Source organism: Pseudomonas alloputida, assembly GCF_021283545.2.
Lineage (GTDB): Bacteria > Pseudomonadota > Gammaproteobacteria > Pseudomonadales > Pseudomonadaceae > Aquipseudomonas > Aquipseudomonas alloputida.
Genome location: NZ_CP128540.1, coordinates 3,146,255 through 3,160,628 on the forward strand (window position 1 = coordinate 3,146,255; position 14,374 = coordinate 3,160,628).

At 65.2% G+C, this 14,374-nt stretch carries 12 protein-coding genes; 10 read left to right on the forward strand and 2 right to left on the reverse strand.

The window, feature by feature from the left end; genetic code table 11:
* The first annotated feature begins 176 nt into the window (after positions 1-176).
* The 8 genes from LU682_RS14385 (at position 177) to LU682_RS14420 (ending at position 9,469) form a co-directional block, all read left to right on the forward strand.
* Complete coding sequence (locus tag LU682_RS14385; protein ID WP_049587900.1) at positions 177-1,310, forward strand: acyl-CoA dehydrogenase family protein; 1,134 nt, start codon at positions 177-179, stop codon at positions 1,308-1,310.
* The gene (locus LU682_RS14390; protein ID WP_010954109.1) at positions 1,307-2,251 is read left to right on the forward strand and encodes a D-isomer specific 2-hydroxyacid dehydrogenase family protein; all 945 of its coding nucleotides are present in this window, start codon (positions 1,307-1,309) and stop codon (positions 2,249-2,251) included. The genes LU682_RS14385 and LU682_RS14390 overlap by 4 nt, the downstream gene beginning before the upstream one ends.
* A gap of 15 nt (positions 2,252-2,266) precedes the next feature.
* Positions 2,267-3,061: a class II aldolase/adducin family protein gene (locus LU682_RS14395; RefSeq protein ID WP_010954108.1), complete on the forward strand. Its 795-nt coding sequence runs from the start codon at positions 2,267-2,269 to the stop codon at positions 3,059-3,061.
* Positions 3,062-3,135: 74 nt separating this feature from the next.
* Positions 3,136-4,755: an ABC transporter substrate-binding protein gene (locus LU682_RS14400; RefSeq protein ID WP_010954107.1), complete on the forward strand. Its 1,620-nt coding sequence runs from the start codon at positions 3,136-3,138 to the stop codon at positions 4,753-4,755.
* Positions 4,752-5,702, forward strand: coding sequence for an ABC transporter permease (locus tag LU682_RS14405; RefSeq protein WP_010954106.1), 951 nt, complete (start codon positions 4,752-4,754; stop codon positions 5,700-5,702). The genes LU682_RS14400 and LU682_RS14405 overlap by 4 nt, the downstream gene beginning before the upstream one ends.
* Position 5,703: 1 nt before the next feature.
* Positions 5,704-6,612: an ABC transporter permease gene (locus tag LU682_RS14410; RefSeq protein WP_010954105.1), complete on the forward strand. Its 909-nt coding sequence runs from the start codon at positions 5,704-5,706 to the stop codon at positions 6,610-6,612.
* Positions 6,609-8,228, forward strand: coding sequence for a dipeptide ABC transporter ATP-binding protein (locus LU682_RS14415; RefSeq protein WP_010954104.1), 1,620 nt, complete (start codon positions 6,609-6,611; stop codon positions 8,226-8,228). Before LU682_RS14410 ends, LU682_RS14415 begins: the two co-directional genes overlap by 4 nt.
* Before the next feature lie 140 nt (positions 8,229-8,368).
* Positions 8,369-9,469 carry an LLM class flavin-dependent oxidoreductase gene (locus tag LU682_RS14420; protein ID WP_010954103.1) on the forward strand — a complete coding sequence of 367 codons (1,101 nt, stop codon included), beginning with the start codon at positions 8,369-8,371 and terminating at the stop codon, positions 9,467-9,469.
* Between the two features lie 97 nt (positions 9,470-9,566).
* On the opposite strand, the gene LU682_RS14425 is transcribed toward LU682_RS14420, so the two are convergent.
* On the reverse strand, positions 9,567-10,886 hold the full coding sequence (locus tag LU682_RS14425; protein ID WP_010954102.1) for an LLM class flavin-dependent oxidoreductase: 1,320 nt from the start codon (positions 10,884-10,886) through the stop codon (positions 9,567-9,569).
* A 57-nt stretch (positions 10,887-10,943) separates the two neighbouring features.
* Entirely contained in the window at positions 10,944-11,882 is a 939-nt protein-coding gene (locus tag LU682_RS14430; RefSeq protein ID WP_010954101.1) for an ABC transporter substrate-binding protein, read from the reverse strand.
* Between the two features lie 296 nt (positions 11,883-12,178).
* Between LU682_RS14430 and LU682_RS14435 the strand changes: the two genes are divergently transcribed.
* The gene (locus tag LU682_RS14435) at positions 12,179-12,787 is read left to right on the forward strand and encodes a cysteine dioxygenase family protein (RefSeq protein ID WP_010954100.1); all 609 of its coding nucleotides are present in this window, start codon (positions 12,179-12,181) and stop codon (positions 12,785-12,787) included.
* A complete protein-coding gene (locus tag LU682_RS14440; RefSeq protein ID WP_232914895.1) occupies positions 12,784-14,367 on the forward strand; it encodes a rhodanese-related sulfurtransferase in 1,584 nt (527 codons plus the stop codon). The genes LU682_RS14435 and LU682_RS14440 overlap by 4 nt, the downstream gene beginning before the upstream one ends.
* Positions 14,368-14,374 lie beyond the last annotated feature (7 nt).

The window sequence follows — 14,374 nt, forward strand, 5'->3', positions numbered from 1 at the left end:
CCTTGCGTGGCGAAAGGGCTGCAACGCAGCCCAAGCTATAAATGCAAATTACGCATAACAAGCAAAACTCTAAATCATTAAAACTCATAATTAGCATATAGCTAAAAAGCCTTTTACAGCCTTCATCCATGCGAATACGGTCTTAGGCAACGCACCGTCATTCAGGGATGAGCCTCATGAGTCAACCGTCCGACAGCGCTCTCGCCGAGCTGACGCTGGCCCTCGCGGCAAACGCCGAGCGCTACGACCGCAGCGCCCAGTTCCCCCAGGACAACTTCCACTTGCTGCACCGCCACGGGCTGCTCGCCCTCACTGTACCCCGTGCCTTCGGCGGAGGCGGCGCGGACCTTGCCAGCGCCCGCCGGGTGATCGGCGCGGTCGGCAAAGGTGACCCGGCCACCGCGCTGATCCTGGTGATGCAATACCTGCAGCATTTTCGCCTGCAGGACGAAGCGCGCTGGCCCGAGCCCCTGCGCCAGCGCGTGGCTTACGATGCCGTGCGGCACGGCGCGCTGATCAACGCACTGCGCGTCGAACCTGAACTGGGTACTCCGGCCCGTGGTGGCCTGCCCGCCACCGTGGCGCGACGCACGGCCGAAGGCTGGCGCTTGAGCGGGCGAAAGATCTACTCCACCGGCAGCCACGGCCTGACCTGGTACCTGGTGTGGGGCCGCAGCGACGACAACGACCCGTTGGTCGGCGGCTTCCTTGTGCACTGCGACACGCCTGGCATCACGATCATCGATGACTGGGACCACTTGGGCATGCGCGCCACTTGCAGCCACGAAGTGCGCTTCGACGATGTGCTGATTCCCCTCGACCACGCCGTCAGCGTCAGCCCCGCCAGTGCCCCGCAGGCCGAACTAGACGGCGAGAGCCTACTGTGGATGGCGGTGTTACTGCCGGCCGTATACGACGGCGTGGCCCGCGCCGCGCGCGACTGGCTGGCGGGCTTTCTCAAGCAGCGCACACCTTCCAACCTGGGAGCGCCGCTGGCCAGCCTGCCACGCTTCCAGCATGTACTGGGCCGCATCGACACCCTGCTGTTCGCCAACCAGAGCCTGCTCGACGGTGCCGCCGCCGGGCACATCTCACCCCAGCATGCCGGGCAGCTCAAGCATCTGGTCAGCGCCAACGCCATCCAGGCCGTGGAACTGGCCATCGAGGCCGCCGGCAATCCCGGGCTCTCGCGGCGCAACCCGCTGGAGCGCCACTACCGCGATGTACTTTGCAGCCGGATCCACACCCCACAGGACGATGTGGTGTTCGGCCAGGTCGGCCGTGCCGCGCTGACGGAGGTACAGGCATGAACCACTCGATCATCGCCAGCCAGCTCGACGACCAGGCCAACCAGCACCTGCGCGAACACTTGCCAGGCCATGAAGTCATTGATATCGCACCCGACCAGCTGGCTGTCGAAGCCCCCGCCGATGTGTTAATCCTGCGCCCGATCAATGTGCGTGGGCGACGCGTAGGCACCCCGCCACCCGGGTGGCCCTGGGGCCTGAAGTGGGTGCAACTGGTGTCTTCGGGCATCGACTTCTACCCCGACTGGGTGTTCCAGGGGGCGACGGTAACCAGCGGCAAAGGCGCCAACGCCGAACAAGTGGCCGAGTTTGCCCTGGCTTTGGTGTTCGCCGCCGCCAAGCAACTGCCCGGTCTATGGGTCAAGGACGCCGACTGGCGCCTGACCCCGCTGGCCCCGTTGCGTGGTCGCACCCTGGGCATCCTCGGCTTCGGCAGTATCGGCCAGAGCCTGGCGCGCAAGGCCGTGGCCCTGGGGCTTCGGGTTCTGGCCCTGAGCCGCCCCGGCCAGGGCATCGCAGACATCCCTGGCGTAGAACCTGTGGCCGACCTGCGACAGCTGTTCGCCGGCAGCGACCATCTGGTGCTGGCCGCCCCGCTCACTGCGGCCACCCGTGGCCTGATCGACCGCCAGGTCCTGGCCTATGCCCGCCCCGGCCTGCACCTGATCAACATTGCCCGCGGCGGCTTGCTCGACCAACAGGCCCTGCTCGACGCCCTGGACAGCGGCTTGATCGGCCGGGCCAGCCTGGATGTCACCGAACCCGAGCCACTGCCGGCAGGCCACCCGTTGTACCACCACCCACGGGTGTTCCTGTCACCGCACACCTCGGCCATTTCCGAGGACGGTTACCCGGCCTTTCTCGATGCCTTCATCGCCAACTTCCACCGCTACCGCGAGCAGGCGCCCCTGGCCAACCTGGTCGACACGGCGCGCGGCTATTGATTACCGGAGAGTCCCATGAGTTCACTGTCTGCCTTCACCACCAGCACCTGCAACGTACGCGACCGGGTCAGCGCCGAAGAGTGGGAGGTGCGGGTCAAGCTGGCCGCCGCTTACCGTCTGGCTGCGCTGCTGCGCTGGACCGACCACATCTACACGCACTTCTCGGTCCGCGTGCCGGGGCCGCATGAGCATTTTCTGATAAACGCCTTCGGCCTGCTGTTCGACGAAATTACCGCCTCCAACCTGGTCAAGGTCGACGTCGACGGCGCGATCATCGACGACCCGCTGGGGCTGGGCATCAATCAGGCCGGGTACGTCATTCACAGCGCCATCCACCGCGCACGGCCTGATCTCAAGGCTGTGCTGCACACCCATACTCGCGACGGCGCGGCTGTGTCCGCCCAGCGCGACGGGTTGCTGCCGATCTCCCAGCACGCCTTGGCCTACTACAGCCGCGTGGTTTACCACGACTACGAAGGCGTCGCCCTGGACCTGGACGAGCAAGCACGGCTGGTGGCCAATCTGGGCGACAGCAACATTCTTATTTTGCGCAACCACGGGCTGCTGACCGGAGGTGTCAGCGTGGAACACGCGTTCCGTGAGCTGCACGGGCTGGAGCGGGCCTGCAACATCCAGATCGCCGCCCAGGCCGGGGGCAACGACCAACTGTTACATGCCTCAAAGGCGGCGATTGTCAAGGTGCATGAGCAGTCCAAGCGGTTTTCCGATGGCCAGGGGGAAGGTATCCAACGGCATTGGGATGCGCTGATTCGGCAGTTGGATCGCGAGGGCCTCGATTACCAGGACTGACTCCAAGGCACCTTTTGCCTGTTCCGGCGAACTGGCCGGAACAGGAGAGCCCCATTCATTGAAGGATCAATCCCATGCCCCCACTGCACCAACTGCTCGCGATCGGCACCCTGGCCCTGGGCCTCACCGCTTGCTCGCCGGCCGACAACACCTCAACCAGCAAGACCCTCAACATCGCCTTCTGGGGTGACAACACCACGCTGGTCAGCGTCGACCCCTTTCAGGTCTACTGGCTCGAACACCGCGTGCTGCTGCGCAACGTCGTCGAGTCGCTCACTGACCAAGACCCGCAGACCGGTCGCATCATCCCGTGGCTGGCGAAAACCTGGGAGGTCGGTGCCGATGCCCTGAGCTATACCTTCCACCTGCGCGAGGACGTCACCTTCAGCAACGGCGAACGCTTCGATGCTCACGCCGTGAAAACTGCCTTCGACAGCAACAAAGCGTTCGCCAGCCAGTTGCCGGCCACCTTCGGTGCCACCTACCTGGCCGGCTACGACCACGCCGAGGTGATCGACGACTTCACCGTGCGCCTGGTCCTGGCAAAACCCAACGCGGGTTTCCTTCAGGCCACGTCCACCACCAACCTGGCCATTCTCGCCCCGGCCTCGTATCGGTTGAGCGCGCAGCAACGCTCGCTGGGCAAGATCATCGGTACCGGGCCATTCACCCTCGATCACTACACCCCGGAGGTCGGCGCACGCCTGCTCAAGCGTGCCGATTACGCCTGGCCCTCGGCCAATGTGCGCAACCAGGGCGCGGCGTACCTGGATGCCGTGGACATCAGCTACATCCCCGAAGAGAGTGTGCGCAACGGCCTGTTCCTGCAAGGCAAGGTCGACATCCTGTGGCCACGCAACCCGTTCTCGGAAGTTGACCTGCAGCTGTTTCAGTCCAAGGGCGCGACCATCCAGAGCCGTTCGCTGCCAGGCCCGGCGATGAACCTCTACCCCAATACCCGCAACGACCGCCTGCTCGGTGACCGCCAAGTGCGCCTGGCGCTGCAGAAGGCCATCGACCGCACCAGCTACGCGCACACCGTCTACAACACTGCGTTCCCGGTGGTGAGTGGCGTATACGACGTCACCACACCGTTCTTCAAAGCCCAAACCGACAAGCTCGCCTACGACCCCAAAGGTGCCGAGCAACTGCTCGACGCCGCTGGCTGGCACAAAGGCGACGACGGCTACCGGCACAAGAACGGCCAGCGCCTGACGCTGCGCTACAACCTCACACCCGCCGAAAGCGCCGGTGACGTGCTGGTACAGGACCAACTGCGCAAAGTGGGCATCGACCTCAAACTGAACGTACTGACCCGCGCCGAATGGGTGACCGGCAATTCGACAGGCGCCTACGACCTCACCTCCACCTACATGACCCGCGCCGACCCGATCATCCTGCAGACCATCCTCGACCCGCGCGCCGCCAACAGCGCCACGCTCGCCACCAACACCTACGAGCCCGACACCCTGGCCAAAGCTCAGGCGCTGTTCGACAGCGGTATCACCGCCACTGCCGACACGCAACGGGCCCAGGCCTACGGCCAACTGCAGGACCTGCTGGTCGACGAAGCGTCGGCGTTCCCGCTGTACGAGCGCGTCTGGCAGGCCGCCACCGCGCCGCGGGTCAAGCACTTCCACTGGACCGCCGAAGGCTTCGCCCTGCTCAGTGACATCCAGGTCGGCCAGCCATGAGACGCTACCTGATCGGCCGCGTCGGCCAGGCCCTGCTGGTGTTGTGGGGGGCTTATACCATCACCTACTTCATCCTCTACCTGCTGCCCGGCGACACCTTGGCGATCATGCTGAGCGCCTCCGGCATGGAAGCCGACGGCCTGTCGCCCGAGGACCTGGCCAAAGCACGCACTTACTATGGGCTGGACAAAGGCTTGTTCGAACAGTATTTCGACCTGCTGTGGCGGGCCCTGCACGGCGACCTTGGCCAATCGCTGTCGCTGGGCCGACCGGTCACGGCACTGTTGGCCGAGCGCCTGCCGCAGACCCTGGCCCTGGCCGGTGCCGCCATTGCCCTGTCGCTGTTGGCGGGTGTCGGCCTTGCCTGTCTGACCGCCTACCTGCAATGGCGTCCACTGAAGACTGCACTGGCGCGCCTGCCCTCGCTGGGCTTCTCGGTGCCGGTGTTCTGGATGGGCCTGCTGCTGATCCAGGTGTTCGCCTTCGCGTTGGGCTGGTTTCCGGCCACGGGCAGCCAAGGCCTGGCCAGCCTGGTGCTGCCGGCCATCACCCTGGCGATCCCCAGCGCTGCGGTGTACGCCCAGGTGCTGCAGCGCGGCTTTCAGGGCGTGTGGCAGGAGCCGTACATCACCACCGCCTTCGCCAAGGGCCTTAGCCGGGCCCAGGTTCAGGCACGCCATGGCCTGCGCAACGCGGCGCTGCCGCTATTGACGCTGGTCGGCCTGCAAGTCGGCAATACCGTGTCCGGGGCTGTATTGGTGGAAACCATCTTCTCGCGCAACGGCGTCGGCCGTCTGGCCCAGGAGGCCGTGCTGCGCCAGGACATACCCGTGGTGCTGGCGATCGTCGGGGCGTCGGCTGCGGCCTTCGTGGTGGTGAACCTGCTCGTCGATCTGTTCTATCCCTACCTCGACCCGCGCATCACCCACACCGCGAAGGTGAACTGAGATGACCCTCGACATACCCCTGTCACCCCTCGACACCGCGCCCTCCGAGCCCCGCCCTGCCGCCACCTGGAGGCGTCGCACACGTTGGCAGCGCGCATACCAGATGTTGGCCCCGCTGCTGCGCCGACCCGGTTTCAGCCTGGCGCTGCTGATCGTACTGTTCGCCCTGCTTTGCGCGCTGGCCCCGCACTGGCTCAGCAGCTTCGATCCCTACGCCACCGCACCCGCCGACAAGCTCAGTCCACCCAGCCTGGCGCACTGGTTCGGCACCGACGAACTGGGCCGCGACCTCTACACCCGGGTGGTGTATGGCGCGCGCCTGTCGGTGCTCGCCGCCCTGCTGGCGGTGGCCATCGCCTTGCTGGGCGGCTTGGGCCTGGGCGTGCTGGCCGGTTTTGCCGGCGGGCACGTCGACGCCGCGCTGATGCGCCTGATCGACGTATTGCTGGCCCTGCCCGGCCTGCTGTTGGCCCTGGCCATCGTCACCGCCATTGGCTTCGGCACCGTGCCGGTGGCCGTCGCCGTGGGCGTCGGCATCCTGCCCGGTTTTGCCCGCACCACCCGAGCCGAAGTGCTGCGCATCAAGACCCTGCCCTTTGTGGAAGCCGCACGCCTGTGCGGTGCCAGCTGGGCACGCACCCTGCTGCGCCATGTACTGCCCAATGCCTGGAGCCCGGTAGCGGTGCTCGCCACCCTGGACTTCGGCGCTGCCATCCTGGCCACGGCCGGGCTAAGTTTCCTCGGCTTTGGCGCGGCGCCACCCGCCGCGGAATGGGGCACGCTGATCGCCAACGGCCGTCACTTCCTCATCACCGCCCCTTGGCTATCCCTGCTACCGGGGCTGTTCGTGGTGGCCGTGGTGTTCAGCCTCAACCACCTGGCGCGCAGCGCCGAGGAGCATGCCCGATGAGCCAGTCACCCCTGATCGAGGTCCGCGACCTAAGCGTCAGCTACAGCTTCGCCGGGCAACGCAGCCAGGCCCTGCGCCAGCTGTCGTTCAGCCTGGTCCAGGGCGAGACCCTGGCGGTGGTGGGCGAGTCAGGCTCGGGCAAATCGACCCTGGCCAACGCCCTGCTTGGTCTGTTGCCGGGCAATGCACGCATCGACCAAGGCCAGTTATGGGTCGATGGTGTCGATATGGCGCAAGCCAGCGAACGCGCCAGGCGCCAGTTGCGCGGGCGCACCATCGGCCTGGTGCCGCAAGACCCAATGGTCAGCCTCAACCCCACCCAACGGATCGGCCAGCAAATCGCCGAGGCGCTGCAGCTGGCGCGTGGACGACGCTATCCAGGCCAAGAGGCCAAGGTGCTGGCGCTGCTGGACCAGGTCGGCCTCGACGAGCCGGCGCTGCGTGCGCGGCAGTACCCCCATGAGCTGTCCGGCGGCATGCGCCAGCGGGTGCTGATTGCCATCGCCCTGGCCGGCGAGCCACGGTTGATCATCGCCGACGAGCCCACCAGTGCGCTGGACGTGACTGTGCAGCGGCGTATTCTCGATCACCTGCAACTGCTGGTCGCCGAGCGCGGCATCTCGCTGCTGATCATCACCCATGATCTGGGCATGGCCTGTGACCGCGCCGACCGCCTGCTGGTGATGAAGCAGGGTGAGCAGGTCGAACACGGCTCGCCCCGGCAGATCCTCTGGGGCGCCCGGCAACCCTACACCCGCGCCCTGCTCGATGCCGCGCCGGCCTTCGTGCCACGGCGCAGGCCAGCCGCACCGCGGGGCCAGACGCCACTGCTGCGCCTGAGCCATGTCGGCAAACGGTTCGAGCTGCCCGGCAAAAACGAGCATTACACTGCCCTGCACGACCTGAGCCTTGAACTGCATGCCGGGCAGACCCTGGCGATTGTCGGCGAATCCGGCTCGGGCAAGAGCACCGCCCTGCGCATCGCCCTGGGCCTGGAGAAGCCCAGTCAAGGGCAGGTGGTGTTCGCCGGCGAGGACGTCACCGGTTACACCTGGAGCCAGTTCCGCCCCTTGCGCCGGCGTATCCAGCTGGTGCAGCAAAACCCGTTCGCCGCGCTCGACCCGCGCTTCACCGTGTTCGACAGCGTCGTCGAGCCGCTGGTCTCTTTCGGCCTGCTCCGGGGCGAGGCACTAGAGCGCAAGGCCCGCGAGCTGATCACACGGGTGCAATTGCCAGTGCAGTTCCTCGATCGCCTGCCCAGGGAATTGTCAGGTGGCCAGCGCCAACGCGTGGCGATTGCACGGGCGTTGGCACTGGAGCCAGAGGTGCTGCTGCTCGATGAGCCAGTCAGTGCACTGGACGTGTCTGTGCAGGCGCAGATCCTCGCCCTGCTGGACGAATTGCAGCGCGAGCTCGGCATGGCCTATGTGCTGGTCTCCCATGACCTGGCGGTGGTGGCGAGCATGGCAGACCAGGTGCTGGTGCTACGGCGCGGGCAGGTGGTCGAGCAAGGGCCGGCGCTGCAGGTGCTCAGCAAGTCGGCCAGCGCCTACACACGGGCGCTGATCGACGCGATACCAGGGCATTCACGCAGCATGTTGCCCGTGGCGATTTAACGGTTGTGCCGTGCGGCACTGACGTGTCGCACGGATCGACCCTTGGTGCACATCTGAAAAGAGGTATTGACCATGAGTAAACGGCAGTTCCATCTCGGCGCCATGAACCACGGCGTCGGCCACAAAAGGAGTTCCATTGCATGAGCCTCGAATTCATTGGCCTGATCGGCCCCCATGAAAGCAGCGAATCACAGGCGCCGCGCGGACCGCAGGTTGACCTGGGCTTCATCAAGGCCTTCGCCCAGGCCCAGGAGTACGCCGGCTTCGACAAGGCCCTGCTGGCGGTGAATACCAGCGCGCCAGACTCGATGATTCTCGCCAGCTACGTGGCCGCGCTCACCGAGCGCATCGGCCTGCTGGTGGCACACCGCCCCGGCTTCCAGGCACCGACCTTCGCTGCCCGCCAATTCGCCACCCTCGACCAGCTCAGCCGCGGCCGTGCTTCGATCAACGTGATAACCGGTGGCGACAGCGGCGACCTGCAGCGCGACGGCGACTTTCTCGACAAAGATGCCCGCTACGCACGTACCGACGAATACCTCGATGTGCTGCGTAACACCTGGACCCAGACGTCGCCCTTCGACCACCACGGCGACCACTACCGGGTAGAGGACAACCTGACCTTGGTCAAACCCGTGGGCAAGCTGCCGGTGTACTTCTCCGGCGCCTCGGACGCGGCGGTAGAAGTCGCGGCCAAGCATGCCGACGTCTACATGATGTGGGGCGAGCCGCTGGAGCAGGTGCGCGAACGCATCGCCCAGGTGCGCAAGGCCGCCGCTCGCCATGGGCGTGAGCAGCACATTCGCTTCAGCCTGTCGCTGCGGCCGATCCTGGGGGCCACCGAGGAGGAAGCCTGGGCCCGCGCTGAACGCATCCTGGCCGATGCACAGCAGCGTATTGGCATCCGCCAGGGCAACCGCCGCGAGAAGAATTTCGGCAAGAGCAACGTGGGGTCCGAACGCCTGGTGCAACTGGCCAGTCAGCGCAAGGTCCACGACACTCGGCTGTGGACAGAGATTGCCGCACTGGGTGGCGGGGCCGGTAATTCCACCTCGCTGGTCGGTACCGCCGAACAGGTCGCCGAAGCGACGCTGGCGTACTACGACCTGGGCGTGAGCACGTTCCTGTTCCGTGGCTTCGATCAGTTGCGTGATGCCGTGGAGTATGGGCAGGCGCTGATTCCGCGGATTCGGGCGCTGGTAGCAGACCAGGAAGCCGGTCGCAGCACCCGCAGCGCCTGATCTGCACCGGCCTCTTCGCGACGAAGGACGTTCCTACAGGTGATTGAAGATTCCTGTAGGAACGGTTGTTAGCCGCGAAGAGGCCGGCCCAGGCGATCTAGCGGCCAGACCGCGGTATCGCCAACCCCAAGCTTTCCCGAAGGGTCGTGCCCTCATACGCCGTGCGATACACCCCACGTGCCTGCAGCAACGGTACCACTTCTTCGGTAAACCGCCGGAACTGGCCAGGATGACCAATGTAGATATTGAACCCATCCAGCGCCCGCGCTTCGAACCACTCGGCCATCTTCGCCGCCACGGTTTCGGCCGAACCAACGAAGGCCCCTGGCCGTAACTGACGGCCAAACTCAACAGCCTGACGCAGACTGAAGGCCTTGTCCCGCGCCTGGTCGGCAATACGCTTGGCATTCGTGAAAAAGCTGCTCCGTGCAAACTCCAGGCTCTCTTGCGGGAACGGGGCATCCAGGTCGTACTGGCTGAAATCATGCCAGCCGAAGTTGCGCCCGAATTCCTTCAACGCCAGTTCGAAACTGTGGTCGGCCTGATGGTAATGGCGCTCGATCTCACGGGCGTGGGCGTCGTTGTCACCCACGTAGATCTCCGCGCCGGGCAATACCAGCAACTGCTCCGGGTCGCGACCCAGGCGCGCGGCGCGGCGCTTGATGTCGCGGTAGAAGGCCTGGCCCTGCTCGATGCTGGCGGCGTGGGTGAACACCACATCAGCCGTGGCGGCCCCGAGCGCTCGGCCTTGTTCGGAATCGCCCGCCTGGAAGATCACCGGCTGCCCCTGGGGCGAGCGCTGGATGTTGAGCGGGCCGACGACCGAGAAATGCTTACCCTTGTGGTTGAGCGCATGCAGCTTGGTCGGGTCGAGGAACCGGCCACTGGCCCGATCACGGGGGAAAGCATCGTCTTCGTACGACTGCCACAGCCCCTGCACGACTTGCACATGCTCCTCGGCACGGGCGTAACGGGTGTCGTAGTCGTAATGCTCGTCGAGCCCGTAGTTACCGGCAGTGCCGGCATCGCCGCTGGTGACCACGTTCCACCCTGCACGGCCCTTGCTGATCAGGTCCAGCGAAGCCAGGCGGCGGGCGACGTTGAAGGGCGCGTTGTAAGAAGTGGTAAGGGTACCCACCAGGCCGATATGGCGGGTGCTGACCGCCAGAGCCGAGAGCAGGGTCAACGGTTCCAGCCGATTGAGATAGTGCGAAGGCGAGCCGGGGGTGATGAACTGGCTGTCGACGATGAACATCAGGTCGAACAACGCGGCTTCCGCCTGCCGGGCGATGGCGATGTACCAGTCGATGTTCACGCTGGCGTCGGCGGGCAGTTCGGGGTCGAGCCACAGGTTGTGCCGGCCCGGGCCGCCACTGCCCATGGTCAGGGCGCCAAGTTTGATCTGTCGTTTGCTCATGGGAGTTCCTGTTGGATGGTCCATATCTGAATGCCGCCGCGGTCCTTGCGCAGCGGCCTAGTTATTGCCGAATGCTGCGTTGAACGAGGTATCGAACAGGCTTTGCGCCGGGTATGCCTTGATCAGCCCGAGCCCGGAGAAGAAATCCACGGTTTTCTGCGCATCGGCGATCACCTGCGGGTCCAGCGGCGCGAGGTCGGTGCGTGCACGGGCGAACCAGGCACGGGCGATGTCGCGATCAGCACGGGTGAGCTTGGCCCACGCGTCGGCGTAGGCCTCGGTATTGGCGGGGGCGCTCAAGGTCCAGTCACGGGCCTTTTTCAGGCGCTGGAGGAAATCGGCGATCTGCGCTCGCTTGAGTTCCACCGCCTTGCTGTTGGCGACCACGAAGCTCTGCGCCGGGATCACCCCATCGGCGGTGGCCAGCACCCGGGCGCCTTGCCGCTCCTGCTGAGTGACGTAAGGCTCCCAGGTGGCGATCACATCCACCGAACCACCGTCCAAGGCGTGGGATGCATCCAGCGCACTGAGGTAACGCAGCTCCACGGCATCACGCGGCACCCCGGCCTTGTCCAGGGCACTGAACAGCAATTGCTGGCTCCACGAGCCTTTCCAGATGGCCGCGCGTTTGCCGCGCAGGTCCTGCAGGCTGTGGATCGGAGAATCCTTGCGCGCCAGGATGGCCACGCCTTCGAGGTTCTGCCGGCTGACCGCAATCACCTTGATCGGCGCCCCCAAGGCACCGAGGAACAGGGGCGGCGCGTCGCCCAGCAGGCCAATATCGAGACTGCCGACGTTGAGCGCTTCGGCCACCGGGGAGCCTGCGGTGAACTGCTTCCACTCCAGGGTGTAAGGCAGTTGTTCTAGCACGCCGGCGGCTTCCATCACGGCACGAGCGTTGTAACTCTGGTCACCGACCACCAGGGTCTGGGCGGCGGCGGCAAGGCTGAAAGTGGTGGCCAACACGGTGGCGGCCAGCTGTTTGAAGTAACGCACGTTCGTCTCCAGATACCCGCTTGGGGCATGCGAGGCGATCCGCGCGTGCGGTCTCGTCTGTTATTGTTTATAGCTCCGAGGTATTAACGGAGTATTCTTTATAATCTAATCAGTGTTACTCATCCTGTGAAATGCACGTTGGGTATATCCTCATGCTTTTCACTGCGGCAATTTCAAAACAAACGGTCCATCCTGTAAATGCATATTTTGCATATTAGCTTATGTTTATTTTGCATTTTGAGAATAGAAAAAAGGTTTGCTAGGGTTAACTGAAACCTGAGAGCAGAGCCTGAACCATGACCGAACCCCTGCACCCGCAGCGCTTGCGCCACTTCATCGACCACCTCGCCACGCTGCTTGACCAACAGCCTGACGAAGCCACCCTTCTCGACGCAGGCCAAGGCCTGCTGGCCGATCTGGTCGCCCATGACGACTGGCTGCCGAACGACCTCGCCCAGCCCGACCCGCAGCGCTATCAGCAATACCTGCTGCACTGCGACTCGCGCCAACGTTTCTCGGTGGTGAGCTTCGTCTGGGGCCCGGGGCAGCAAACACCGATCCACGACCACCGGGTCTGGGGGCTGATCGGCATGCTGCGCGGTGCCGAGCACGCTCAGGGATTCGTGCGTGACGCCAGAGGCGCTTTGTTGCAAGAGGGGGCCCCCATCCGTCTGGTGCCCGGCCAGGTGGAAGCGGTGTCGCCGCGCATCGGCGACATTCATCAGGTGAGCAATGCGTTCGCCGACCAGGTATCGATCAGCATTCACGTCTATGGCGGCAACATCGGCGGTGTCAAGCGCGCGGTGTACGCCTTGGATGGCAGCGAAAAACCGTTTGTCTCCGGCTATTCCAATACCCGCCTGCCAAACATCTGGGACCTGTCCAAAGAGAACCCTGCCCCATGAGCACCGTCACCACCCGCCGTTACCACGACATCCGCCGTGCTTTACTGGCCAAGGAGGAGCTGGCCCTGATCGACGTACGCGAAGAAGACCCTTTCGCCCAGGCCCATCCGCTGTTCGCGGCCAACATACCCCTGTCGAAACTGGAGCTGGAAATCTTCGCCCGCGTTCCCCGGCGGGACACCGCACTCACCGTCTACGATGACGGTGAGGGGCTCGCCGCAGTCACCGCGCAGCGTTTACTGGCCTTGGGCTACGTCAATGTTGCCTTGCTTGATGGCGGCCTTGCCGGCTGGCGCGCTGCGGGCGGCGAGTTGTTTCGTGATGTCAACGTGCCAAGCAAAGCTTTCGGCGAACTGGTGGAGAGCGTGCGCCACACGCCTTCGCTGGCTGCCGAACAGGTCAAGGCGCTGCTTGATGGACAGGCCAATGTGGTGGTCCTCGATGCCCGCCGTTTCGACGAATACCAGACCATGAGCATCCCCGGCGGCATCAGCGTGCCCGGCGCCGAACTGGTGCTGCGCGTGGCCGAACTGGCGCCTGACCCGGCGACCCAGGTGATCGTCAACTGTGCCGGGCGCACCCGTAGCATCATCGGCACCCAGTCGCTGATCAATGCCGGCATTCCCAATCCGGTGGCGGCCCTGCGCAATGGCACCATCGGCTGGACCCTGGCGGGGCAGCAACTGGCTCATGGTCAGGACCGCCGCTTTGCCGAGGTCACCGCGGTTACCCGCGCCAACGCCGCCGGCCAGGCCCGGGCGGTAGCAGACCGCGCCGGCGTGCTGCGCCTGGACCGCGCCGGGCTGGGCCAGTGGCAGGCCGACACGCAGCGCACCCTCTACCTGTTCGATGTGCGTACGACCGAGGAATACAGCGCCGGTCATCTGCCGGGCAGCCGCCCGGTGCCCGGCGGGCAACTGGTTCAAGAGACCGACCACGTCGCCAGTGTGCGCGGGGCGCGCATCGCGCTGGTGGACGACGATGGCGTGCGCGCCAACATGAGCGCCTCGTGGCTGGCACAGATGGGCTGGCAGGTCGCTGTGGTCGACGGGCTGACTGCAGCGGACTTCAGCGACCGGGGCGAATGGCAACCGCCGCTGCCCGAATTGCCGGATGCCAGCGAAATAACCGTCGAGCAACTGGCCAGCTGGCTGCAGGAAGACGGCACAGTAGTGCTGGACTTCACCGCCAGTGCCAATTACGTCAAGCGCCATATCCCGGGCGCGTACTGGGCGATCCGTACCCAGCTGGCCGACGCCCTGGAACGGCCGCCCGAGGCCCGCCGTTATGTGTTGACCTGTGGCAGCAGCCTGCTGGCGCGTTTCGCCGCGCGCGACCTGCAGACGCTGACCCGCACGCCGGTTTACGTGCTCGCAGGAGGCACCGCACGCTGGATCGCCGCCGGTCTTCCATTGGAAGGCGGTGAGGCCCGCCTTGCCGTACCACGCAGCGATCGCTACCGGCGTCCCTATGAAGGCACAGACAACCCACACGAGGCGATGCAGGGCTACCTGGACTGGGAATTTGGCCTGATTGCGCAGCTTGAGCGCGATGGCACTCATGGTTTCAGGGTGCTTTGAACCGTAT